Here is a 22,276-nt window from a genome sequence, read left to right as displayed (position 1 = left end):
AGGAGGGTGGAATGGCGGCCCAGGCTCTTCCCAAGGCGTGCGTCATCGGCGCCGGCTGCAGCGGCTTCACGACCATCAAGCGGCTGAAGGACTACGGCGTCCCCTACGACTGCTTCGAGATGTCCGACGAGATCGGGGGCAACTGGTACTACAAGAACCCCAACGGCCTGTCGGCCTGCTACGAGAGCCTGCACATCGACACCAGCAAGTGGCGGCTGGCGTTCGAGGACTATCCGGTTCCGCAGGGCTGGCCTGACTTCCCGCACCACGCCCAGCTTCACCAGTACTTCAAGGACTATGTCGACCATTTCGGCCTGCGCCCGACCATCACCTTCAACACCCGGGTCGAGCGCGCGCGGCGCACCGATGACGGCCTGTGGGCGGTGACGCTGTCGACCGGCGAGACCCGGCTCTACGACGTGCTGTTCGTCTGCAACGGCCACCACTGGGACCCGCGCGTGCCGGAATATCCGGGCGAGTTCGACGGCCCGGCCTTCCACGCTCACGCATACTGTGACCCGTTCGATCCGGTCGACATGCGCGGCAAGAACGTGGTGGTCGTCGGCATGGGCAACTCGGCCATGGATATCGCCAGCGAGCTGTCCCAGCGGCCGATCGCCAAGAACCTGTGGGTCTCGGCCCGTCGCGGGGTCTGGGTGTTCCCCAAGTACATGAACGGCAAGCCGGCCGACAAAAGCGCCATGCCCGCCTGGATGCCGCGCAAGCTGGGCCTGTCCCTGGCCCGCAAGGTGATCAAGAAGACCATCGGCCGGATGGAGGACTACGGCCTGCCCAAGCCCGACCATGAGCCGCTGGAGGCCCATCCGTCGGTCTCGGGCGAGTTCCTGACGAGGGCGGGCTGCGGCGACATCAAGTTCAAGCCGGCGATCAAGGCCTTGGAGGGGAAAAACGTCCGCTTCGCCGACGACACGGTTGAGCAGGTCGACGCCATCGTCTTCGCCACCGGCTACAAGATCACCTTCCCGTTCTTCGACGAGGCCGAGCTGAAGCCGGACGCCGACCACCGCTTCCCGCTGTTCAAGCGGATGATGAAACCGGGGATCCCGAACCTGTTCTTCATGGGCCTGGCCCAGCCGCTGCCGACCCTGGTGAACTTTGCCGAGCAGCAGGCGAAGCTGGCGGCGGCCTATCTGGCAGGCGAGTACGCGCCGCCGAGCGAGGCCGAGATGGAGAAGGTCATCGTCAAGGATGAGGCCCAGCACCTGGGCCACTACTACCAGGCCGCCCGCCACACCATCCAGGTCGACTTCAACGTCTACTGCGCCGACCTGAAGAAGGAGATCGCAAAGGGCGAGGCGCGGGCGAAGGCGGCGGGCGGGAAGCTGCCGGTGGCGGCGCGGGCGGCGAAAGCGCCCGCTCTAGCAAGTTGATTGTCATCCCGGCCGTAGCGTAGCGAAGAGCCGGGACCGCAACAGGCTGGGAGCTTGCGGCGGTCCCGGCTCGGCGCGCTCCGCGCTTGGCCGGGATGACAGCTTGAAAGGCCCCCATGCCCAAGATCACCTTCGACAAGGCCACCCGCGCCAAGCTTTCCGGCGCGCTGTCCGACTACATGCGGACCGAGTTGGATCTGGAGGTGAAGGGCTTCGACGCCGAGTTCCTGCTCGACTTCGTCAGCGAGACCCTGGGCCCTCACTATTACAACCAAGGCCTCCAGGACGCCCAGGAGCTGTTCCGCACCAAGTTCGAGGCGGTGCTGGAGGCGGTCTACGAGATCGAGCAGCCGATCAAGGGCTAGCTTCCCCTCGCGTCAACATTGACGCCCACCGCCAGCGGCGCATCCTTCCTGAACAACGATAAGTCGCCCACCTGAACCGGGCGACGGGAGGAAGCTCGATGGCCGACGGCTCCGCCGCCTTCGCCCTGCCCCGCGTCTGCGTCATCGGCGCGGGCTCGTCGGGGATCGCGACCTGCAAGCAGCTGCACGCGGCGGGCATCCCGTTCGACTGCTTCGAGGCCTCGGACCGGATCGGCGGCAACTGGGTGTTCCAGAACCGCAACGGCATGAGCAGCGCCTATCGCTCGCTGCACATCAACACCAGCCGGGACAAGATGGCCTATTCGGACTTTCCGATGCCGGCCGACTATCCGGACTATCCGCACCACAGCCAGATCGCGACCTACTTCGACAGCTACGTCGACCACTTCGGCTTCCGCGATCGCATCACCTTCCAGTGCGCGGTGACCTGGGCGAAACGCCGGGAAGACGGCCTTTGGGAGATCACGCTGGAGACCGGCGAGAAGCGGCTCTACGACGTGCTGTGCGTCGCCAACGGCCACCACTGGGATCCGCGCTGGCCCGATCCCAAGCCGCCCGGCCGCTTCGACGGGCTGGAGATGCACAGCCACTATTACATCGACCCCGCCAGCCCCGAGAACCTGCGCGGCAAGAAGGTGGTGATCGTCGGCTTCGGCAATTCGGCCCTGGACCTGGCCTGCGAGCTGGGCCGTAAGGAGAACGCCGACGAGGTCTATTTGTCCGTCCGCCGCGGGTACTGGGTCGTGCCGCGCTACTTCGGCAATGCGGTTCTGGACTTCTTCAACAACCACCCCAGCCAGGATCCGCCGCTGCTGTCGCGGATCCTGCCGGCGAAGTGGTCGGCGCGGATCCTGGAGAACAAGATCGCCGCCGTGCACGGTCGCCCCGAGGACCACGGCCTGCCCAAGCCCGACCACGACTTCGGCGCCTCGCACCCGGCCATCAGCCACGAGCTCTATAACCGCATCGGCTCGGGCGACGTGGCCATCAAGCCCGACATCGAGCGCTTCGACGGCCGCCAAGTCTTCTTCAAGGACGGCACGTCGGTGGAGGCCGACGCGGTGATCTGGTGCACCGGCTACAAGATCACCTTCCCGTTCTTCGACAGCGCGACGATGGACGCGCCCGACAACGACATCGCCCTGTGGAAGCGGATGGTCGATCCGCGCTTCGACAACCTGTTCATGGTCGCCCTGGTCCAGCCGCTGTGCGCCATGATGCCGATCGCCGAGGAGCAGTCAAAGCTGATCGCCGCCTATCTGACCGGCCGCTACGCCCTGCCCGATGCGGCGACCATGGCCCGCGAGCGCGACGACATGCACCAGGCGGTGAAGTCGCACTATGTCGCCTCGGCCCGGCACACGATCCAGATCAACTGCGGGGAATACGCCTATGACCTGCGCAAGGAGCTGAAGAAGGGGATCAAGCGCGCGAAATCAGCCGGTAATTCCCTGCCGATTCCCGCCAGAGCCGTGAAGGTCTTGCCTCTTGCCGCAGAGTAAGGCTGTGATCGTGACGGGGCGTCATCAAGCTCCAGTCTTCGAGTCGCCGTCCATGTCGAACATCGCCTATTTCCCCAAGCCCCACGTCGACCAGCGGCCGGGCAAGCGGGAGCGCACCAAGACGGCCAACCGCCAGGCGATCCTGGACGCGGCGCGCGAGGTGTTTGGCGAGCTGGGCTATGACGCCGCCACGGTGCGCGACATCATCCGCCGCACGGGTTTGGCCTCGGGCACCTTCTACAACTACTACAAGTCCAAGGAGGAGGTGTTCGACGCCCTGGCCGATGACGGCGCCCGCCGCTTCCGGCCGCTGCTGCGCGAACAGTCCGAGAAGGCGACCGACTTCGAGAGCTTCCTGCGCGGCGCGATCCTGGCCTATTTCAACTTCGTGGCCACCGAACAGGAGAGTTGGCGCGTCAACCGCCCGGCCGGCGAGCAGATCCCGCACGCCCGCGCCACGCCCGAGATGGCCGCCGTGTTCGACGAGGTCCGTGAAGCCTTCGCCAAGGTGCTGGAGCATGACCACGCGCCCAAGGTCGATCTGGACTACCTGACCTCGGCCTGCATCGCCGTGGCGCGCGAGATCGGCGACAAGATGCTGGACCGCCGGCCCGTCGACACTGAGGGGGCGGCCGACTTCGCCGCCAAGCTGATCCTGGGTGGGGTCGCGGCCCTCCCTCAGCTTTGACGGCAAGACTATAAGAACAACAAGGGAAGAAACATGGCCTCGGACGCCGCCCAGAAGACCATTCTGAAGCTGATCCTGTCGCTGCCCAGCCCGGTCCTGCGGGCCATGTCGGGCGGCGGGGTCGTCTATCGCGGCGGCCGCACCCTGGACCCGCGCTTCCAGTTCTTCGCCCACGCGGCCAAGAAGATGCCGCCGATGAGCAGCGTGTCGCCGGCCGAGGCCGTGGCCGGCAGCGCCAAGGGCCTGGCCGCCGTGCAGGGCCCGCTGGAGCCGGGCGTGCGCACCGAGAGCCTGTCGATCGACGGCCCCAACGGCCCCGCCCCCTGCCGCGCCTATCGCCCGGAGAGCCAGGACAGCGGCGCGCCGCTGATCGTCTACGCCCACATGGGCGGCGGGGTGATCGGGGATCTGGAGACCTGCCACGCCTTCTGCTCGATCCTGGCCCGCATCGCCCGTACGGCGGTGATCTCGGTCGACTACCGCCTGGCCCCCGACCACAAGTTCCCGGCCGGGCTGGAGGACGTGCTGGCCGTCTATCGCTGGGCGCGCGACAACACCGCCCGCTTCGGCGCGGCAGCGGTCCCGCCGGTCATCGGCGGCGACAGCATGGGCGGCAACTTCGCCGCCATTGTCGCCCAGGAGATGCAGCGCACCGGCGAGCCGCAGCCGGCCCTGCAGCTCTTGATCTATCCCGCCGTCGACGTGGCCAGCGAGACGCCGTCGATGACCACCTATGCCGACGCCTATCCGCTGACCAAGGCGACCATGGAGTGGTTCATGGGCCACTATATGGGCGCCGACGCCAATCCGGCCGATCCGCGCCTGTCGCCGGACAAGACCACCGACCTGACGGGTCTCGCGCCCGCCGTGGTCGCCACCGCCGGCTTCGACCCGCTGGTCGACCAGGGCGAGGCTTACGCCAAGCGCCTGCAGGCGGCCGGCGTACCGATGGCCTATCGCTGCTACGACAGCCTGGCCCACGGCTTCACGGCGTTCACGGGTGCGATCCCGGCGGCGGATGGAGCGTGCCGCGAGATCGCGGGGCTGGTGCGGGAGATGTTCGACAAGCGAGCGGCCCCCTAATCCGATCTTCCCGGCGAAAGCCGGGACCCAGATCGAACCCACAAGCGCCCGGCAAACCGGCACGGGCGCATCTCGGATCACCCCAACCGCTCAGGCTGAATCTGGGCCCCGGCCTTCGCCGGGGAAACGGAGGGAGGGAAAAGGCATGCCATCCATGCGGGCCCTCGTCGTCGAAGACCTCGCGGCCGACTACGCCGGCTGCGCGGTCCGCGAGGTGGAAACACCCGTCGCGGGTCCGGGCCAGGTGCTGGTCCGCGTGAAGGCCGCCAGCGTCAACTTCCCCGACCTGCTGATGACCCGCGGCGAGTACCAGTTCAAACCGCCCCTGCCCTTCACGCCGGGCCTGGACCTGGCGGGCGAGGTCGCGGCCCTGGGCGAAGGCGTCACGGACTTCGCGGTCGGTGACGCGGTGGTCGGCGGCGCGCGGCTGGGCGGGTTCGCCGAGTATGCCGTGCTGGACGCGGCGGGACTGAAGCCCAAGCCCGCGAGCCTCTCCTTCGCTGAAGCCGCCGCCTATGGCGCGGCCTATCTGACCGCCTATGTCGCCCTGGTGCGCCGTGCTCGGGTCGAGCCGGGCGAGTGGGTGCTGGTCCACGGCGCGGCCGGCGGGGTGGGCCTGGCGGCGGTCGACCTGGCCAAGGCCCTGGGGGCCAGGGTCATCGCGGCCTCGGCCTCCGACGACAAGCTAGCGCAGATCCAGGCGCTCTACGCCCCCGATGCGGTGGTCAATGTGTCGGGCGGCTTCCGCGAGCGGGTAAAAGAGATCACCGGCGGCCGCGGGGCTGACGTGATCTACGACCCCGTTGGCGGCGACGTCTTCGACGAGAGCACCCGCTGCATCGCCTTCGACGGCCGGCTGCTGGTGATCGGCTTCACCTCCGGGCGCATCCCGACGGTCTCGGTCAACATGCCGCTGATCAAGGGCTTCTCGGTCATGGGCGTGCGGGCCGGCGAATACGGCCGCCAGTTTCCGGAGAAGGGCCGCGAGAACGGCGAGGCGGTGTGGCGGATGGCCAGCGAGGGGGTTATCAAGCCCCACGTCCATGCGCAGCTGCCCCTGGAGCAGTGGCGCGAGGCCTTCAACCTGCTGGCCGACCGCAAGGTGGTGGGCAAGGCGGTGATCACGCCTTAAAATCTGTCATCCCGGACGAAGCGCAGCGAAGATCCGGGACCGCGGCAAACGCGGCGCTTCCGGCGGTCCCGGCTCAGCACGCTACGCGCTTGGCCGGGATGACAGCTTCTACGGTCGACTCAGGTTGACATCCCTCGCCCGTTCTTTTATCCACCGCCCCTCACTCGCGGGGCCTAACGGTTTCGCGTCCAACGTTTATGCATTTCGGAGCCACGTCGTGAAGCGCACCTTCCAGCCGTCGAAGCTCGTGCGTGCTCGCCGTCACGGCTACCGCGCTCGTATGGCCACCAAGAATGGCCAAAAGATCGTTGCGCGTCGTCGCGCCAAGGGCCGCAAGCGCCTGACGGCCTAAAAGCGGCTCACGCCGCTTTTTCCTCCCTCGGGAGGCGAGACCATGAATAAAGCCGCCTTTTCCACAGACCTGACTTCAGGTTCTCGCCGGAAAGGCGGCTTTTTTCATGTCTGAGCTCAAATTCGAACGTTTGAGAAAGCGGCCCGACTTCCTGCTGGCGGCCAAGGCCCCGGCCCTGTCGCGCGGCGCCGTCTTCATCCAGATGCGCAAGCGCCCCGATGAGGATCCGACGGTCCGGGTCGGCTTCACCGCCACCAAGAAGATCGGCGGGGCCGTCGATCGCAACCGCGCCAAGCGCCGCCTCCGCGAAGCTGCCCGCCTGGTTCTGCCCCTTCATGCGCGCCCTTCGCACGACTATGTGTTCATTGCGCGCGGCGGAACCACCGCCCGCGAATGGGGGCGTTTGCTTGACGACGTCAAAACCGCGCTGATAAGCCTCGCCGCCGAGCATGATGGCAAGGGTCCCAAAGGTCCCAGGCCATCACCCGGCGCATCCAAGACCGCCGCCTCTTCTCCTCGTCCCGATCAAACAGTTTCCGGTTAAGCGCTCCATGCAGAACGACAACAAAAACACGCTGATGTTCATCGTCAGCGCGTTCGTGATCCTGATCGGGTACCAGTTCTTCATCCTGGGTCCGCAGCAGAAGAAGGCCGAGGCCGAAGCCCGCGCCAAGCAAGCCGCCCAGGCCCAAGCGAAAGCCACGCCGGGCGTGACCCTGGACGCCAACGGCAACCCCGCCCCGCTGCGCCTGTCGCGCGACGCGGCCAAGGCCCAGAGCCCGCGCGTCGTCGTCGACACCCCGACCCTGTCGGGCTCGATCGCCCTGAAGGGCGGCCGCATCGACGACCTGCTGCTGCGCAAGTACGCCGAGACCACCGACAAGAACTCGCCGCCGGTAGAGCTCTTCCGTCCGGAAGGCGCCGAGCATGCCTGGTTCGCCGATTTCGGCTGGGCGGGCGCCAACCTGCCGGGCCTGCCTGACAGCCGCACCGTCTGGACCGCCGCGCCGGGCCAAGTGCTGCGTCCGAACTCGCCCGTCACCCTGACCTTCGACAACGGTCTCGGCCTGATCTTCACCCGCGTCATCGCCATCGACGACCAGGCGATGTTCACGGTCACCGACACCGTCAAGAACAACGGCACGCAGGGCCTGCAGCTGGCCCCCTACGCGGCCGTGCAGCGCCAGGGCATCCACGACACCCTGGGCAAGAACCAGATCGTCCACGAAGGCGCCATCGGCGTGCTGGGCTCGGGCAAGGACCAGAAGCTGGAACTGGCCAAGTACCAGAAGTGGAAGAAGGACAAGCCGCTCACCAGCTTCGACTCGGTCGGCGGCTGGGCCGGCATCACCGACAAGTACTGGCTGGCGGCCCTGATCCCGAGCCAGGACGAGACCATCAAGGCGCAGTACCGCGTCACCCAGGCCGGCAACACCGACATCTATGACGTCAACTTCGTCGGCCCGACCCAGGCCCTGAACCCGGGCGCGACCCTGACGCAGAAGACCCGCCTGTTTGCCGGCGCCAAGACCGTGCCGCTGCTGCGCAAGTACGAGTACAACGGCCAAGCTCCGGCCTGGTGGCAGTTCTGGGACAGCCGCAAGGCCGAGATCCCGCGCTTCGACTGGGCCGTGGACTGGGGCATGTTCTCCATGTTCACCCGTCCGATCTTCAATATCCTGGAAATCTTCTACAAGATGGTCGGCAACTTCGGTCTGGCCATCATGGCGCTGACCGTCCTGCTCAAGCTCATCCTCTATCCGATGGCGGACAAGAGCTATGAGAGCATGGCCAAGATCAAGAAGATCCAGCCTGAAGTCGAGAAGCTGAAGGCCAAGCACAAGGACGATCCGGCCAAGCAGCAGCAGGAGATGATGCAGCTGTACCAGAAGGAAAAGATCAACCCGATGATGGGTTGCCTACCGATGCTGGTGCAGATCCCGGTCTTCTACTCGCTGTACAAGGTGCTGACCGTCACCATCGAAATGCGCCACGCGCCGTTCTTCGGCTGGATCCAGGACCTGTCGGCCCGCGACCCGTCGACGATGTTCAACCTGTTCGGCCTGATCCCCTGGGATCCCGCGACCGCGCCGCTGATCGGCTCGTTCCTGGGCGGTCCGCTGCACATCGGCGTCTGGCCGCTGCTGTACGGGTTCACCATGTGGCTGACCACGGCCATGAACCCGCCCGCCGGCGACCCCATCCAGCAGCGCATCTTCCAGCTGTTCCCGATCATCTTCACCTTCACCCTGTCGCAGTTCGCGGTGGGCCTGGTGATCTACTGGTGCTGGTCGAACGTCCTGACCATCGTCCAGCAGTACATCATCATGCGCCGCTACAAGGTCGAGAACCCGATCGACAAGATCATCGCTCGCCTGCAGGGCAAGCCCGCAAGCGCGGCGACCTGATGAGCGACGAGACGATCATTCCCGAAGGCGTCGCCCCCTCGGACGACGTCCTGTTCTCGGAAGAGGAACTGGAAACGGGGCGGGTGTTCTTCGCCCAGCCGGTCTCGTTCATGATGGGGGCGGTGCGCATGGACACCATGCCCGCCCCGGACCTGCCCGAGGTGGCCTTCGCCGGCCGCTCGAACGTGGGCAAGTCCAGCCTGATCAACGGCCTGGTCGGCCAGAAGTATCTGGCCCGCGCCTCGAACGAGCCGGGCCGGACGCGGGAGATCAACTTCTTCCTGCTGGCCGAGAAGATCCGCCTGGTCGACCTGCCCGGCTACGGCTTCGCGCGCGTCTCGCGCTCGATCGCCGACAAGTTCCAGGACCTGGGCCGGGCCTATCTGCGCGGTCGCGCCAACCTCAAGCGCGTCTATGTGCTGATTGACGCCCGCCATGGCCTGAAGAAGGTCGACCTGGAGGCGCTGGACGCCCTGGACGTCGCGGCGGTCAGCTACCAGATCGTCCTGACCAAGGCCGACAAGATCAAGCCGCACGAGGTCGACAAGGTCGTGGCTGACACGATCAAGGCCATCGCCAAGCGCCCCGCCGCCTTCCCGCGCGTGCTGGCCACCTCGTCCGAAAAGGGCCTGGGCCTGCCCGAGCTGCGGGCGGAGATTATCCGGGTCTGCTCGGACCTGTAAGAAAAGCCGTTTCCCCGGCGAAAGCCGGGGCCCAGATCGAGCCCACTCCCCCGCCAAGGGGGCGGGGCGCTTCTCGGATTTCCTCAAACCGCTCCGGATGAATCTGGGCCCCGGCATTCGCCGGGGAAGCGGTTGGGGGTATGCACAGTCGTATCCATCTCTATTAACCGTCCGCTAGGGTTCTGCCGCCAGAACCCCCGCCTCTCCTTTTCCAGATTGAAGCCCGCCATGAACCGCCACGAACTCAAGACCTGGCCCAAGTACTTCGCCGCCGTCCGTTCGGGGCAGAAGCGCTTCGAGATCCGCCGCAACGACCGCGACTTCAAGGTCGGCGACATCCTGGTGCTGTCGGAGTTCGATCCTGCCACCGACACCTATACCGGCCAGGCCGAGGAGCGTCAGATCACCTTCCTGCTGTCGGAAGAAGACTATGGCGGCGTGATCCACGGCTTCGTGGCCATCGGCTTCGGCGACGTGGCCCCGCATCCTGACGCGGCCGCAGAGGTCACCGCCGAGCAGCTGGCCAGCTGGCACGAGACCGCCGCCTCCAACGCCGCCCTGCGCGGCCAGGAAGCCCGCAAGGTCTCGGAGAGCTACGCCAAGAACAACATGAGCGTCGCCAGCGACCGCCACGGGGCTGTGGCCGCCCTGGCCGAGGCCGACGCCGGCTTCCACGCCGCCGCGGCGCGGATCGTCCGCAAGGGCTGATCTGCCAGACGACGGACAGAGAAAAGGCCGCCGAGGGCAACCTCGGCGGCCTTTCTTTTGGTCTAGGAGAACCGAAGCCTTAGGCGGCTTCGCTCACATGCGCCGGGAACACGTCGTCCATGCGCAGATAGGTGATCAGGCGGTTTTCCATCGAGATGATCGCCTGGATGTAGCGCAGCTCTTCCACGCCGACGTCCGGGGCCGGCTGCAGACTGTCGCGCGGCACGGTGAAGGTTTCCGACACGGCGTCGACCAGGATGCCGGCCAGACGGTCCTGGCACTCGACGACCACGATCACGTGGCGGGTCTCGGGGATGGTGACGCCCAGGCCCAGGCGGTTGCGCAGGTCGATGACCGGCATGATCGCGCCGCGCAGGTTGATGACGCCGCGCATGTAGGCGGGGGCGTGCGGGATCGGCGTGGCCGGAGTCCAGCCGCGGATTTCACGCACCGTCTTTACGTCGATGCAGAACTCCTGCTCGCCGATGCAGAACGAGATCAGCTCCAGCGCAGGCGCGGTGTTGTCGGTCATTGGGATCCCCGGGTCGAATAGCTTGCCCGGAGCGGCGCGTTCGGCGCGCTCCTCCGGCTCCCCGCCAGAAGAGCCCGAAGCGCCTTTAACAACGGTTAAGGCAAACACGGATTGGGGACGGATCGGGCGCGACAAACGACCGCGCCCTCCCCGTCCCGGTCCTCAAGGCTCGGACAGGCCCTCGTCGCCGTCGTCCGACAGGTTGAACTCGTACCAGACGCCGTTCAGCACACCGAAGGCGACGGCCAGGCCCAGGCCCAGGATCCAGGTGAAGTACCACATGGGTCGTTCTCCTCAGTACAGGTCGGGGTTGGTGGTCAGGGCGCCGGTCGTGCTGCGCCCCCACAGAACTTTGTAGACCCAGCTGGTGTAGAGCAGGATCAGCGGCAGGAAGAACGCCGTGACCAGCAGCATCACGAACAGGGTCAGGTGGGTGGAGGACGCGTTCCAGACCGTCAGGCTGGAGCGCGGATCGACGCTGCTGGGCAGGATGAACGGGAACATCGACAGGCCCACGGTGGCGACAATGCCCACCGTCGAAGCCGACGAGCCGGTGAACGCCATCCAGTCCTTGCGGAACTGCAGGCCGGCCAGGGCCAGGGCGGCGCCGGCAAAGCCTAGGATCGGGGCGATCATCATCCAGCCGTGACGCCCGTAGTTGTCCAGCCAGGCGCCAGGGGCGCGCACCGCCGCGGCGCCGCGCAGCGGGTTCGATGGCCCCGCCGCATCGGCCAGTCCCTCGATCCGGAAGCCCAGGCCGCCGAACGCCACCCAGAAGCCGCCGGCCGCGAACAGCACGATGCTGGCCAGGCCCGCGATCTCGCCAAAGCGCCGGGCGCGCTCAGTGACCGGGCCCTCCTCGGCCTTGACCACGATCCAGCCCGCGCCGTGCAGTACTAGCATCGACACCGACAAGAGGCCGCACAGCAGGGCGAACGGCGAGAAGAGGCCGATGAAGCTGCCGTCGTAGAAGGCCCGCAGGTCGTTATCCAGACGGAAGGGGGCGCCTTGCAGCACATTGCCCAGGGCCACGCCGAAGCACAGCACCGGCACAAAGCCGCCGACGAACAGGCCCCAGTCCCAGAACGACCGCCAGCGCGGGTTGGGCCTCTTGGAGCGATACTTGAAGCTGACCGGCCGCAAGATCATTGCGCCCAGCACCACAAACATCGCCAGATAGAAGCCCGAGAAGCTGACGGCGTAGACGAACGGCCAGGCCGCAAACAGCGCGCCGCCGCCCAGGATGAACCACACCTGGTTGCCTTCCCAGGTCGGGCCGACGGTGTTGATCACCATGCGCCGCTCGGCGTCATCCTTGGCCACGAAGGGCAGCAGGGCGCCGACGCCCATGTCGAAACCGTCGGTCAGGGCGAAACCGATCAGCAGGATGCCGACCAGGGCCCACCAGAGAACGCGGAGGGTGGCGTAGTCGATAGGGAGTTCCATGACTGTGATCTCCTCTAGGCCGCGGCCGTTTCGGGCTCGGGCGGCTCGCCGTCCGGGACGGGGTCGTGCTGAGCGAACGGGCCTTTCTTGATGGCGCGCAGGATCAGGCCGACCTCAACCACGGCCAGCGCGCCGTACAGCAGGGTGAACACCGCGATGCTGGTCAGCAGCTGCGGCACGGACAGGCTGGAAGCCCCCAGGAAGGTGGGCAGCACGCCCTCGACGGCCCAGGGCTGACGCCCGACCTCGGCCAGCACCCAGCCCAGTTCGGTCGAGATCCATGGCAGCGGCAAGGCGGCGACGGCCAAGACCAGGAACCACTTGGTGTCGTGCTTGCGCAGAGTGACCAGAACGAAGGCGGTGGCGAACAGGGCGATCATCAGAAGGCCGATGCCCGCCATGATCCGGAACGCCCAGAACATCACCGGCACGTTGGGCACCGAGTCCCAGGCCGCTTTCTTGATCAGCTCGGGCGTGGCCTGGCGCGGATCCTTGACGTAGCGCTTGAGCAGCAGGCCGTAGCCCAGATCGCGGCGGTGGGTCTCAAAGATCGCCCGCACGGCGAGGTCGTTGGGATTGGCCTTCAGGTGCTCGACCGCGCCATAGGCGACGATGCCGCTTTCGATGCGATCCTCGGCCTTGGCGACCAGCTGGAAGATGCCCTCCACCGGCTTGTCGATGCTGCGGGTCGCGATCAGGCCCAGGACGTAGGGGATCTTTATCTCGTGGTGGGTCTTGCGGTCGGCCAGGCTGGGGATGCCGAAGGCGGTCAGGCCGGCCGGAGCGGGCTCGGTTTCCCACATGGCCTCGAGGGCCGCGAGCTTCATTTTTTGGTTGTCGGTCAAGGCGTAGCCGCTCTCGTCGCCCAGCACGACGACCGACAGCGAGGACGCCAGGCCGAAGGCGGCCGCGACGGTCATCGACCGCTTGGCGACGCCGATATGCTTGCCCTTCAAGAGGTACCAGGCCGAAATCCCCAGCACGAACACCGACGCGATCACGTAGCCGGCGCTGACCGTGTGCACGAACTTTGCCTGGGCCACCGGGTTGAACAGCACGTCGCGGAAGCTGGTCACCTCCATGCGCATGGTGTCGGGATTGAAGGCCGCCCCCATCGGGTTCTGCATCCAGCCGTTTGCGACCAGGATCCACAGGGCCGAGAAGTTGGTGCCGATGGCGACCAGGAACGTCACGCCCAGGTGGCCGACGCGGGAAAGCTTGTCCCAGCCGAAGAACATCAGGCCGACGAACGTGGCTTCCAGGAAGAAGGCCATCAGCCCTTCGATCGCCAGCGGGGCGCCGAAGATGTCGCCGACATAGTGCGAGTAGTAGGACCAGTTCATGCCGAACTGGAATTCCATGGTGATGCCGGTGGCCACGCCCAGGGCGAAATTGATGCCGAACAGCACACCCCAGAAGCGGGTGACCGTCCGCCAGATCGGCCGCTTGGTCATCACATAGATGCTCTCCATGATGACCAGCAGGAACGACAGCCCGATCGTCAGGGGCACGAACAGGAAGTGGTAGAGCGCTGTGAGTGCGAACTGCAATCGCGACAGGTCAATGACCGCGGGATCCATGGGCGACTCCATGACGAACGGCGAAAAACGCGCCGACCCAGAGCCCAGCCCTAGATCGACCAACCCCTCGAAACCTTGATTCCGATCAAGGAATGATGACCGACACAGCCTACACTCAACCCATGGCCGCCCGCATAGTACAGTTCGATCGTCAAAATCCGGAGGCCGGCAAGGTCTGGCTGACACGCCTGTCGCGCAGCGGCGGCGGCTCGGCCATGGGTCGCGCCCGCGCCGCCGGCCTGCTGGATGGCCTGGCCGCCGTCGCCTTCGCCGCGGGCCTGGCGTTTTCGGTCGACGCGGTCGCTGCGCACAAGGGCCCGATGGCGATCGCCGGCTGGCTGTCGCTGGTCGTCGTCGCCTGTCTCGTGCGCGCCGTGCTCGCCTATGTCGGCGCCGAGGCTGGAGCCCGCGCCGCCGCTTCGGCCAAGGCCGGCTTGCGGGTCGACCTGGCCCGCTCGGTGTTCGGCGGCCCGCGGCGCTCGTCCGGCCAGGCGCTGACCGCCCTGGTCGAGGGGGTCGAGGCCCTGGACGGCCTCTTCGCCCGCTTCCTGCCGACCAAGCTGGCCGCCGCGGTGTTGCCGTTGCTGCTGATCGGCGCAGCCGCCTTCGCCAGCCCGATCGCGGCGGCCATCCTGCTGGCCACCCTGATCCCGTTCATCATCGCCATGATCTTCGCCGGCACGGCCGCCGCCGCCGAGGCGCGCGCCCAGTTCCAGGCCCTGGAGCGGCTGTCGGGCCTGTTCCTGGACCGGGTCCGCGCCTTGCCCGTGGTGCTGGCCTTCCAGGCCGAGGGCGCGACTACCAAGGCCCTGGGCCGTTCGGCCTCGGAGCTGGCCGAGCGCACCATCCGCGTGCTGCGCGTGGCCTTCATCTCGTCGGCGGCGCTGGAGTTCTTCGCCGCCCTGTCGGTGGCCCTGGTCGCGGTCTATTGCGGCTTCAACCTGCTGCGCCTGCTGCCCTTCCCGGTGCCCGAGCAACTGGACCTGAAGCGCGCCTTCTTCGTGCTGGCCCTGGCGCCGGAAGTCTACGCCCCGATGCGCCGCCTGGCTGCCGCCTATCATGACCGCCAGGCCGCCGAGGCCGCCGCCGCGCGCCTGGTCACCTTCGAAGTCCCGAAAGCCAAGCCGGCCGTCGCGCCGCTGGCCAAGGCTCCGACGATCCAGTTCGACGGCGTCACCGTCCGCTATCCCGACGCCGACGTGCCGGCGCTGGCCAAGTTCGACCTGACCGTTCCGGCCGGCGCGATCGTCGCCCTGGTCGGGGCCAGCGGCGCGGGCAAGAGCTCGCTGCTGAACCTGCTGCTGGACCTGGCCCCACTGACCGAAGGCCGCATTCTGGTCGATGGCGAGGTTCGCCCCGACCTGTCGACCGACATCGCCTGGGCCGGCCAGTCGCCGCTGATCCTGCCCGCCTCGATCGCCGACAACATCGCCCTGTCGCGCCGCGACGCCCCGCGCCCCGAGATCGAGGCCGCGGCCTGGGCCGTGGGCCTGGTGCTCGACCGTCCCGGCGGCCTGGACTTCGTGCTGGACGAGCGCGGCAGCGGCCTGTCGGGCGGCGAGCGCCGGCGGCTGTCCCTGGCCCGCGCCCTGCTCAAGCCCGCCCCGATCCTGCTGCTGGACGAGCCGACCGCCAATCTGGATACAGCCGCTGAAACCGTGATGCTGGACGCCATCCGCGCCGCCGCCCACGGCCGGACCACCCTGATCGCCACCCATTCCGAAGCGGTGGCCGCCCTCGCCGACAAGGTCGTGCGCCTATGAGCCCGTTGGAAGACCTGATCCGCGCCCAAAGGCGCGAGCGCGCCGAGGCCCTGGGCCTAGCCGTGCTGAGCGCGGTCGTCGTCGGCGCGGCCTCGACCATCCTCCTGGGCCTGTCGGGCTGGTTCATCGTCACCAGCGCCGCCGCGGGCGCGGCCGGCCTGGCCGCCGCCCATACCTTTAATGTGCTGATCCCCAGCGCCATGATCCGCCTGCTGGCCATCCTGCGCACCGCCGCCCGCTATGGCGAGCGCCTGGCCGGCCACACCGCCGCTCTCCGGGCCCTGGCCGCTATCCGCCCGGCCGTGTTCGAGAGCCTGGCCGCCGCCCCGCCGTCTCAGTCGCTGACCATGTCGCGCGGCGAGGCCTCGGCCCGGCTGGTGCAGGACGTCGACGCCGTCGAGACCCGCTTCGTGCGCCTGTCCGCGCCGTGGAGCGCCGGGGCGGGCCTGTTGGCCGCCGTGGCCATGGCCGTACTGGCCGGTTGGCTGCCGGCCCTGGCCATCCTGTCCGGCGCGACCGGCGCCATGCTGGCCGCCCGCGCCATCGCCCGCCGCCGCTCGGCCCCCGCCCGCGCCGCGATCCAGAGTCGGATGGGCGCGCTGAAGGAGACCACCGCCAGCCTCGTCGCCGCCTCGGCCGAACTGCGCGCCTACGGCCTGGAAGCCTGGGCCGGCGAGACCCTGAACGCCCGCGCGACCGACCTCGAAAACGCCCGTCTGGCCGCCGCCCGCGCCCAGGGCCTGATCGCCGCCAGCCAGGCGGCTGTCACCGGCGTCACGGTCGCCGCCGCCATGGCCGCCGCCATCCCGGCGGGCGCGCCGCTGGCCGCCCTGGCCGGTCTCGCAGCGGCCATGAGCATCGAGGTGCTGGGCGGCCTGGTCGCCGCTCTCGACCAGGACGGTGCGGCCAACGCGGCCCACAAGCGGCTGGACGCCCTCCTGCAGCACCGCCCTCAACCCGCCAGCGCCCCCACCGCCGCGCCGGTCCTGCTGGGCCAGGCCCTGCGGCCGGGCGAGCGCCTGGCCATCGTCGGCCCGTCGGGCTGCGGCAAGACCAGCGCCGTCGAGACCCTGCTGGGGCTGCGCGGCGAAGGCTCGGTCGCCGTCCGCGCCCAGTTCGCCTGGTTGCCGCAGGACGCCGGCCTGATCGCCGGCACGGTGCGCGACAACCTGCGCCTGGCCGCCCCCAACGCCACCGACGACCAACTGTGGGCCGTACTGGAAGACGCCGCCCTGGCCGACCGCGTGCGCGCCGCGCCGGACGGCCTGTCGGCCTTCCTGGGCGATGACGGCGAGCGACTGTCGGGCGGCGAGCGCCGTCGCCTGGGCCTGGCCCGCGCCTATCTGCGCGACGCCGCCTGGCTGCTGCTGGACGAACCGACCGAGGGCCTGGACCCGGTCACCGAGGCCCGCGTGGTCGAGCGCCTGGAACATCGCCTGGACCGCACCGGCCAGGGCCTGGTGCTGATCAGCCACCGCCCCGCGCCCGCCGCGATCTGCGATCGCGTCCTGGCGATGAGCGCGCAAGAAAAAGGCCCGGCGATCTGGCCGCCGGGCCTGGTCTCCACGTCATGAAGACGCGCTATTTCAGGTTCACTCGAATGTGGGTGACGAACAGAACCACGGCGAAAGCTGCGAAAGCCGCGATCACCAGTCCGAGATAAGCCGTTTGACCGCCAGTCATGAAACGTCTCCATTGCTTGAAGACCCGACAGTGTTCTCCCGACCTCTTCCCCGCCTTGACCTTCGTCAATTGCGCCCGGCTATAAGGGCTCCAAGTCCCTCGACGGGAATTCAGTTGGAGTGGGCCCGCCGATGACGCCGACCCGGGGCCTGTCCTCGACCCTCTATAGCGATCCGCACCCGACCGCCTATCTGGCCGCCTTCGCGGCGGTGATGGCGACGGCGACCGCGCGCCTCTATCTGCCCGAGGCCTTCACCGCGCCCTCGTCGTTCCTGCTGTTCGTGCCAGCCGTGCTGGTCGCCGCGGCGCTAGGGGGCCTCGGCCCCGGCATCTTCGCCACGACCTTTGCCTGGGGCACGGTCTGGTGGGTGACGCGCGAGATCCCGTTCGATCTGGTCAGCGGCCTGTCGGCGGCGATCTTCCTGTCGGTCGGCTTCGGCATGGCCATCGGCGGCGGCTGGTTCCACGCCGCGCGGCGCCGGGCGGCCTCGATCAACGACCACCTGCGCTCAATCCTCGACACTGTGCCCGACGGGGTGGTGGTCATCGACCGGGCCGGGATCATGACGTCGTTCAGCCCCGCCGCTGAGCGGATGTTCGGCTGGACCGCCCAGGAGGTGATCGGCAAGAACGTCGAGATGCTGATGCCCGAGCCCTACCGCTCGGCCCACGACGGCTACATCCAGCGCTATCACCGCACCGGCGACAAGCGGATCATCGGCGCGGGCCGGGTCGTGGTCGGGGCGCGCAAGGATGGCACGACCTTCCCCATGGAGCTGGCGGTCGGCGAGACCAAGGGCCCCGTCCCCTCCTATACCGGCTTTGTCCGCGACCTGACCGAGACCCAGGAGACCGAGACCCGCCTGCAGGAGCTGCAGAACGAGCTGGTCCACGTCTCGCGCCTGACGGCCATGGGCGAGATGGCCTCGACCCTGGCCCACGAACTGAACCAGCCGCTGTCGGCCATCGCCAACCTGCTGACCGGTTCGCGTCGCTTGATGGACCGGGGCCGCGAGGCCGATCAGGCCAAGGTGCGCGACGCCATCGACCGCGCCGCCGCCCAGGCGTTGCGGGCCGGCGAGGTCATCCACCGCATGCGCGACTTCGTGCGCCGCGGGGCCAGCGAACGGGCGGTCGAGAGCCTGTCCAAGCTGATCGAAGAGGCTAGCGCCCTGGCTCTGATCGGCGAGAAGGAGCGCCAGGTCGACGTGCGCCTGAACCTGGCGCCCCAGGCCGACGCGGTATTCGCCGACCGGGTCCAGGTGCAGCAGGTGCTGCTGAACCTGATCCGCAACGGCATCGACGCCATGCAGTCCGAGGAGCCCCGCAAGCGCGGCCTCCTGATCAGCACCGACCTGACCGACGAGGGCTGGTCGCGGGTCACCGTGGCCGACAAGGGTCCCGGCATCGCCAATGAGATCCTGGAGCGCCTGTTCCAGCCGTTCATGACCACCAAGCCGCAAGGCATGGGGGTCGGTCTTTCCATCTCGCGCTCGATCATCGAGGCCCATGGCGGCCGGATCTGGGCCGAGGCCAACCCCGGCGGCGGCGCGGTGTTCCATTTCACCCTGCCGCCCGCCGCGCAGTTCGAAGAGCATGAGGAGACAGCCGATGAGTGATGCGGCCCCCATTGGCGCCCAGGTCGTCCACGTGGTCGACGACGACGAGAGCGCCCGCGAGTCCCTGGCCTTCCTGCTGGAGTCCGCCGACTTCGAGGTCGCCGCCTACGCCAGCGCCCCGGCCTTCCTGGACGCCCTGGCCGACGCCCGGCCCGGCGTGATCATCACCGACGTGCGCATGCCCGAGATGAGCGGCCAGGAGCTGGTCGCCCGGCTGGGCGCGCTGAAGGTCAAGATGCCGATCGTGATGATCACCGGCCACGGCGACATCCCCATGGCGGTCGAGGCCATGCGCTCGGGCGTAGTGGACTTCATCGAGAAGCCGTTCTCGGAGTCGCGGATGCTCGACGCCCTGGGCCGCGCCTTCAAGTCGGTCGAGGCCGCCCCGGCGTCCAACGACCAGACCGCCATTCTCAAGCGCATCGAGACCCTGTCCGAGCGCGAGCGCCAGGTGCTGGACGGCGTCGTCGCCGGCCACGCCAACAAGGTCATTGCCCGCGAGCTGGGCATCAGCCCGCGCACGGTCGAGATCTACCGTGCCAAGCTGATGACCAAGATGCAGGCCGACAATCTGGCGGCCCTGGTCCGCATGACGCTGTCGGCGCGGGGAGAATAACGGACGGGGCGCTTCGGCGCCCCTTTTCGCTTCACGCCCGCAGCAGATGCGAAAGCTCACGCGCCAGGGCGTCGTCCAGAAGGGGCTTCTCGACCACCGTCACCCCGACCACGCCGCGGCGGATCAGACGTTCGGGATCGCCGGTAAGCACGATGGTGGGACGCCCGCCGGCCGGCGGCGGCAGCGGGCTCAGGCCATCGTCGATCACCACACAGGCCGCCGCCCGGCACTCGACGCAGGCGGCGCAGGCGTCGACGCAGTCGGGGGCGTTGACCGCGTAGCCGTCGGTCTCCAGCGAGAATTTCAGGGCCTCGCGCAGAGGCTCGTCGTCCACCAGCAGGAGGATCAGGGGACGGACCGCATCGCCGTCCGACGGGACGGGCCGGTCGCACATGGGTTGCATGTTTCGCCAGTCGCCCGCCGAACGCCTTGATCCGGATCAAACCTAGGGGGCCTAAGACGGGCCACTAAGGGGTTTCCCTTAGCGGTAGCCCCCCTAGGGAAGCCTCCCGAATTTCGCGGCATTTGCTTTGGCGCAATAACCGGATGGTCACAGGGGGTTTCCATGTTGTCTCCGATCCGCACCGCCAAAAGCTTTGAACCGACCGCTCACGTCACGGGCCTCGACGCCGTCTTCGGCATGCCGGGCGCCTGCCCGCGCTTCGTCCGCGACGAAGAGATCTTCGGCGAAGGCGAGGCCGCCGACTACGTCTATCAAGTGGTCTCGGGCGCCGTGCGCACCTACCGCATCCTGCGCGACGGCCGCCGCCAGATCGACGAATTCCACTTCGCCGGCGACCACTTCGGCCTGGAGCTGAGCGACCTGCACCGGGTCACCGCCGAGGCCATGACCGACACCACCGTGCGGATGATCCGCCGCGGCGCTCTCAGCGACCTGGCCGCCCAGCGCGGCGACGCAGCCCGCGCCATCTTCCGCCTGACGGCCGAGGGCCTGCAGCGCAGCCAGGACCACGTGCTGATGCTGGGTCGCCGCTCGGCCTGCGAGCGCGTCGCCGGCCTGCTGCTGGACATCGCCGAGCGCACCCACGCCAAGGCCGAGCTGGACGTGCCGATGAGCCGCCAGGACATGGCCGACTATCTGGGCCTGACCATCGAGACCGTGTCGCGCACCCTGACCAGCCTGCAGGACGAGGGTCTGATCGCCCTGCCCACCGTTCGCCACGTAGTGCTGCAGGACCGCTCGGCCCTGGAGCGGATGACCGCCTAGACCTTTAGGGCCGCTCATCCCCGCGAAGGCGGGGACCCAAGCCGAGGCAGCACATTGGAGCTCGGCCGTACGTCCTCTCAAGCACCGCTTGGATCCCCGCCTTCGCGGGGATGAGCGGAGTTTGGGGAGAAGCGTTACACCCCACCCTCATCTGATCTTTCCAGCCCGGCCAGCGTCGCTTCCTTGTCGGCGTCGGCCTGGCTGACCGAGCGCAGCTGGGCCTGGCGGAGGGCGTAGACGACCAGCGCCGCTAGCACGGCGGCGTTCAGCACGAAGGGTCCCCAGCCGATCTGCTCGTAGAGCAGCACGAACAGCGGGGCGACCACCACGTTCAGGCCGTTGATCGCCGCGATGGCCCCGGCCGCTCCGGCCTGGTCCTTGGCCGCGACCGACAGCGACGCGCCCGCCGTGAAGCCCGGCCGGGCGAAGCCGTAGCCCAGGCTGGCGATCGCATAGCCGATGGCCACCGCCGCATAGTCCGGCGCGAAGGCCACCACGATATTGCCCACCGCCGCCGCCGCCACGCCCCAGCGCATCAGCTCGCGCGGGCCCATGCGGAACATGCGGATCAGGCCCCACTGGGCCAGCAGGCCGGCGACCGCGCCCGCCGCCATGGCCAGGGTGATGTAGCCCTGGGCCTGAGTGGGGGGCAGGCCCAGTTTGTCGATGATCAGGAAGCCCAGGGTCTGGGTCTGGGCCGTCTGGCATGAGGCGACCAAAAAGCCGTAGATCAGGAAGGGCTTCAGGCGCGGATCGCGCCACAGGGCTGCGCTCTCGCCGCGCCAGGGCAGCTCCAGCCGTCGGCGGGGCGGACGCTCGCCGCTCCGGGACTTCGGCGTCTCGGGCAGGCCGCGATGCACGACCACCAGCATCACCCCGGCCAGGATGGCGAAGGCGAACATCGGTCCGGCCAGGCCCACGCCCGGCAACACGAACAGCGGCGCCAGCAGCGGCCCCACCACAGTGCCCAGGCCGAAGGCCCCGGCCAAGGTGGCCATGCTCTGGGTGCGCTCCTCACGCGTCGTGCGCTCGGCCATATAGGCCTGGGTGGCCGGATTGGCGGCGGAGCCAAAGGCCCCGAACAGCGCCCGGCACAGCAGGAACAGGACGAAGATCACCATCGGCGGCGCCAGGTGATGCAGGCCGGCCGAGACCACGATCGCGCACAGGATCATCGAGGTGCAGAAGCCCGCCAGGCCCAGCAGGATCAGCGGCTTGCGCCCACGCAGGTCGGACTGCCGGGCCCAGAACGGCGAGGTCGCCGCCCACAGCACCGCCGACAGCGAGAAAATCGCCGCGACCATGGCGTCGGGGATGCCGATCTCACGGCCAATGGCGGGCAGCACCGACAACATGCCAGTGTTCCCCAGGGCGGTCGCCACCGACACGCCGAAGAGGATCATGAAAGGGCGCCGGTTATCCCGGGCTTCTTGGGTCCCGCCAGTCATCAAACAATCGTTAGACCGCGGAAGCTTC

22 protein-coding genes and 1 pseudogene are annotated in these 22,276 nt (G+C 68.2%); 16 read left to right on the top strand and 7 right to left on the bottom strand.

The genetic code is table 11. From position 1 onward, the window contains the following. Window positions 1-11 precede the first annotated feature (11 nt). The 11 genes and pseudogenes from ABDW31_RS20620 to ABDW31_RS20570 all read left to right on the top strand — a co-directional run bounded on the left by ABDW31_RS20620 (window position 12) and on the right by ABDW31_RS20570 (window position 10,333). Window positions 12-1,391 (top strand): NAD(P)-binding domain-containing protein, encoded by a 1,380-nt coding sequence (locus tag ABDW31_RS20620; protein ID WP_184722596.1) that lies wholly within the window; start codon window positions 12-14, stop codon window positions 1,389-1,391. 116 nt (window positions 1,392-1,507) lie between these two features. Continuing rightward, window positions 1,508-1,756, top strand: coding sequence for a DUF2164 domain-containing protein (locus ABDW31_RS20615; RefSeq protein WP_184722600.1), 249 nt, complete (start codon window positions 1,508-1,510; stop codon window positions 1,754-1,756). Between the two features lie 98 nt (window positions 1,757-1,854). Beyond that, a complete protein-coding gene (locus tag ABDW31_RS20610) occupies window positions 1,855-3,279 on the top strand; it encodes an NAD(P)-binding domain-containing protein (protein ID WP_184722603.1) in 1,425 nt (474 codons plus the stop codon). A gap of 52 nt (window positions 3,280-3,331) precedes the next feature. Beyond that, the gene (locus tag ABDW31_RS20605) at window positions 3,332-3,967 is read left to right on the top strand and encodes a TetR/AcrR family transcriptional regulator (RefSeq protein WP_184722606.1); all 636 of its coding nucleotides are present in this window, start codon (window positions 3,332-3,334) and stop codon (window positions 3,965-3,967) included. 14 nt (window positions 3,968-3,981) lie between these two features. Continuing rightward, a pseudogene (locus ABDW31_RS20600) lies at window positions 3,982-5,050 on the top strand (alpha/beta hydrolase); the annotation flags it as partial. A gap of 145 nt (window positions 5,051-5,195) precedes the next feature. Beyond that, on the top strand, window positions 5,196-6,182 hold the full coding sequence (locus tag ABDW31_RS20595) for an NADPH:quinone oxidoreductase family protein (RefSeq protein WP_184722612.1): 987 nt from the start codon (window positions 5,196-5,198) through the stop codon (window positions 6,180-6,182). 217 nt (window positions 6,183-6,399) lie between these two features. Continuing rightward, window positions 6,400-6,534, top strand: coding sequence for a 50S ribosomal protein L34 (gene rpmH / locus ABDW31_RS20590; RefSeq protein WP_012284717.1), 135 nt, complete (start codon window positions 6,400-6,402; stop codon window positions 6,532-6,534). A gap of 106 nt (window positions 6,535-6,640) precedes the next feature. Next, the gene (gene rnpA / locus ABDW31_RS20585) at window positions 6,641-7,078 is read left to right on the top strand and encodes a ribonuclease P protein component (protein ID WP_184722614.1); all 438 of its coding nucleotides are present in this window, start codon (window positions 6,641-6,643) and stop codon (window positions 7,076-7,078) included. A gap of 7 nt (window positions 7,079-7,085) precedes the next feature. Then, window positions 7,086-8,942, top strand: a complete 1,857-nt coding sequence (gene yidC, locus ABDW31_RS20580) for a membrane protein insertase YidC (protein WP_184722617.1) — start codon at window positions 7,086-7,088, stop codon at window positions 8,940-8,942. Continuing rightward, window positions 8,942-9,625, top strand: coding sequence for a ribosome biogenesis GTP-binding protein YihA/YsxC (yihA, locus tag ABDW31_RS20575; protein WP_184722619.1), 684 nt, complete (start codon window positions 8,942-8,944; stop codon window positions 9,623-9,625). The genes yidC and yihA overlap by 1 nt, the downstream gene beginning before the upstream one ends. A gap of 228 nt (window positions 9,626-9,853) precedes the next feature. Beyond that, complete coding sequence (locus tag ABDW31_RS20570; RefSeq protein ID WP_184722622.1) at window positions 9,854-10,333, top strand: ASCH/PUA domain-containing protein; 480 nt, start codon at window positions 9,854-9,856, stop codon at window positions 10,331-10,333. A gap of 79 nt (window positions 10,334-10,412) precedes the next feature. Here the strand turns inward: ABDW31_RS20570 and ABDW31_RS20565 are convergent, their stop codons facing one another. From ABDW31_RS20565 to ABDW31_RS20550, 4 genes are all read right to left on the bottom strand, one after another. Then, complete coding sequence (locus ABDW31_RS20565; RefSeq protein ID WP_184722625.1) at window positions 10,413-10,865, bottom strand: chemotaxis protein CheW; 453 nt, start codon at window positions 10,863-10,865, stop codon at window positions 10,413-10,415. Between the two features lie 162 nt (window positions 10,866-11,027). Beyond that, entirely contained in the window at window positions 11,028-11,147 is a 120-nt protein-coding gene (gene cydX, locus ABDW31_RS20560) for a cytochrome bd-I oxidase subunit CydX (protein ID WP_035043223.1), read from the bottom strand. 12 nt (window positions 11,148-11,159) lie between these two features. After that, complete coding sequence (gene cydB / locus ABDW31_RS20555; RefSeq protein WP_184722628.1) at window positions 11,160-12,311, bottom strand: cytochrome d ubiquinol oxidase subunit II; 1,152 nt, start codon at window positions 12,309-12,311, stop codon at window positions 11,160-11,162. 14 nt (window positions 12,312-12,325) lie between these two features. Then, the gene (locus ABDW31_RS20550; protein ID WP_184722631.1) at window positions 12,326-13,891 is read right to left on the bottom strand and encodes a cytochrome ubiquinol oxidase subunit I; all 1,566 of its coding nucleotides are present in this window, start codon (window positions 13,889-13,891) and stop codon (window positions 12,326-12,328) included. 122 nt (window positions 13,892-14,013) lie between these two features. Here ABDW31_RS20550 and cydD point away from each other — a divergent pair, with 122 nt between their 5' ends. Together cydD and ABDW31_RS20540 are read left to right on the top strand one after the other, a co-directional pair. Next, a complete protein-coding gene (gene cydD, locus ABDW31_RS20545; protein ID WP_184724205.1) occupies window positions 14,014-15,654 on the top strand; it encodes a thiol reductant ABC exporter subunit CydD in 1,641 nt (546 codons plus the stop codon). Further along, window positions 15,651-17,228, top strand: coding sequence for an ATP-binding cassette domain-containing protein (locus ABDW31_RS20540; protein WP_184722635.1), 1,578 nt, complete (start codon window positions 15,651-15,653; stop codon window positions 17,226-17,228). The genes cydD and ABDW31_RS20540 overlap by 4 nt, the downstream gene beginning before the upstream one ends. A 7-nt stretch (window positions 17,229-17,235) precedes the next feature. Here the strand turns inward: ABDW31_RS20540 and ABDW31_RS20535 are convergent, their stop codons facing one another. Next, window positions 17,236-17,337, bottom strand: coding sequence for a hypothetical protein (locus ABDW31_RS20535; RefSeq protein ID WP_184722637.1), 102 nt, complete (start codon window positions 17,335-17,337; stop codon window positions 17,236-17,238). Window positions 17,338-17,468: 131 nt separating this feature from the next. On the opposite strand from ABDW31_RS20535, the gene ABDW31_RS20530 reads away from it, so the two are divergent. Both ABDW31_RS20530 and fixJ read left to right on the top strand, forming a co-directional pair. Then, window positions 17,469-18,956: a PAS domain-containing sensor histidine kinase gene (locus ABDW31_RS20530; RefSeq protein WP_184722640.1), complete on the top strand. Its 1,488-nt coding sequence runs from the start codon at window positions 17,469-17,471 to the stop codon at window positions 18,954-18,956. Next, window positions 18,949-19,572, top strand: a complete 624-nt coding sequence (fixJ, locus tag ABDW31_RS20525) for a response regulator FixJ (RefSeq protein WP_184722643.1) — start codon at window positions 18,949-18,951, stop codon at window positions 19,570-19,572. The genes ABDW31_RS20530 and fixJ overlap by 8 nt, the downstream gene beginning before the upstream one ends. A gap of 31 nt (window positions 19,573-19,603) precedes the next feature. On the opposite strand, the gene ABDW31_RS20520 is transcribed toward fixJ, so the two are convergent. Beyond that, a complete protein-coding gene (locus ABDW31_RS20520; RefSeq protein WP_343699480.1) occupies window positions 19,604-19,966 on the bottom strand; it encodes a nucleoside transporter in 363 nt (120 codons plus the stop codon). Window positions 19,967-20,137: 171 nt separating this feature from the next. On the opposite strand from ABDW31_RS20520, the gene ABDW31_RS20515 reads away from it, so the two are divergent. Then, window positions 20,138-20,800: a helix-turn-helix domain-containing protein gene (locus ABDW31_RS20515; RefSeq protein WP_184722649.1), complete on the top strand. Its 663-nt coding sequence runs from the start codon at window positions 20,138-20,140 to the stop codon at window positions 20,798-20,800. A gap of 134 nt (window positions 20,801-20,934) precedes the next feature. Here the strand turns inward: ABDW31_RS20515 and ABDW31_RS20510 are convergent, their stop codons facing one another. Beyond that, the gene (locus ABDW31_RS20510; protein WP_184722652.1) at window positions 20,935-22,248 is read right to left on the bottom strand and encodes an MFS transporter; all 1,314 of its coding nucleotides are present in this window, start codon (window positions 22,246-22,248) and stop codon (window positions 20,935-20,937) included. Window positions 22,249-22,276: the final 28 nt, after the last annotated feature.

Source organism: Caulobacter sp. (genome assembly GCF_039596335.1).
Taxonomy (GTDB): domain Bacteria; phylum Pseudomonadota; class Alphaproteobacteria; order Caulobacterales; family Caulobacteraceae; genus Caulobacter.
Note: the sequence above shows the minus strand (reverse complement) of the source record. Positions and strands in the feature narration are given on the sequence as shown.

Bases quoted from the DNA above. Each gene is read 5' to 3' on its own strand.
- ABDW31_RS20620 (WP_184722596.1), top strand. From the start codon at position 12: ATGGCGGCCCAGGCTCTTCCCAAGGCGTGCGTCATCGGCGCCGGCTGC.
- ABDW31_RS20615 (WP_184722600.1), top strand. From the start codon at position 1,508: ATGCCCAAGATCACCTTCGACAAGGCCACCCGCGCCAAGCTTTCCGGC.
- ABDW31_RS20610 (WP_184722603.1), top strand. From the start codon at position 1,855: ATGGCCGACGGCTCCGCCGCCTTCGCCCTGCCCCGCGTCTGCGTCATC.
- ABDW31_RS20605 (WP_184722606.1), top strand. From the start codon at position 3,332: ATGTCGAACATCGCCTATTTCCCCAAGCCCCACGTCGACCAGCGGCCG.
- ABDW31_RS20595 (WP_184722612.1), top strand. From the start codon at position 5,196: ATGCCATCCATGCGGGCCCTCGTCGTCGAAGACCTCGCGGCCGACTAC.
- rnpA (WP_184722614.1), top strand. From the start codon at position 6,641: ATGTCTGAGCTCAAATTCGAACGTTTGAGAAAGCGGCCCGACTTCCTG.
- yidC (WP_184722617.1), top strand. From the start codon at position 7,086: ATGCAGAACGACAACAAAAACACGCTGATGTTCATCGTCAGCGCGTTC.
- yihA (WP_184722619.1), top strand. From the start codon at position 8,942: ATGAGCGACGAGACGATCATTCCCGAAGGCGTCGCCCCCTCGGACGAC.
- ABDW31_RS20570 (WP_184722622.1), top strand. From the start codon at position 9,854: ATGAACCGCCACGAACTCAAGACCTGGCCCAAGTACTTCGCCGCCGTC.
- ABDW31_RS20565 (WP_184722625.1), bottom strand. From the start codon at position 10,865: ATGACCGACAACACCGCGCCTGCGCTGGAGCTGATCTCGTTCTGCATC.
- cydX (WP_035043223.1), bottom strand. From the start codon at position 11,147: ATGTGGTACTTCACCTGGATCCTGGGCCTGGGCCTGGCCGTCGCCTTC.
- cydB (WP_184722628.1), bottom strand. From the start codon at position 12,311: ATGGAACTCCCTATCGACTACGCCACCCTCCGCGTTCTCTGGTGGGCC.
- ABDW31_RS20550 (WP_184722631.1), bottom strand. From the start codon at position 13,891: ATGGATCCCGCGGTCATTGACCTGTCGCGATTGCAGTTCGCACTCACA.
- cydD (WP_184724205.1), top strand. From the start codon at position 14,014: ATGGCCGCCCGCATAGTACAGTTCGATCGTCAAAATCCGGAGGCCGGC.
- ABDW31_RS20540 (WP_184722635.1), top strand. From the start codon at position 15,651: ATGAGCCCGTTGGAAGACCTGATCCGCGCCCAAAGGCGCGAGCGCGCC.
- ABDW31_RS20535 (WP_184722637.1), bottom strand. From the start codon at position 17,337: ATGACTGGCGGTCAAACGGCTTATCTCGGACTGGTGATCGCGGCTTTC.
- ABDW31_RS20530 (WP_184722640.1), top strand. From the start codon at position 17,469: ATGACGCCGACCCGGGGCCTGTCCTCGACCCTCTATAGCGATCCGCAC.
- fixJ (WP_184722643.1), top strand. From the start codon at position 18,949: ATGAGTGATGCGGCCCCCATTGGCGCCCAGGTCGTCCACGTGGTCGAC.
- ABDW31_RS20520 (WP_343699480.1), bottom strand. From the start codon at position 19,966: ATGTGCGACCGGCCCGTCCCGTCGGACGGCGATGCGGTCCGTCCCCTG.
- ABDW31_RS20515 (WP_184722649.1), top strand. From the start codon at position 20,138: ATGTTGTCTCCGATCCGCACCGCCAAAAGCTTTGAACCGACCGCTCAC.
- ABDW31_RS20510 (WP_184722652.1), bottom strand. From the start codon at position 22,248: ATGACTGGCGGGACCCAAGAAGCCCGGGATAACCGGCGCCCTTTCATG.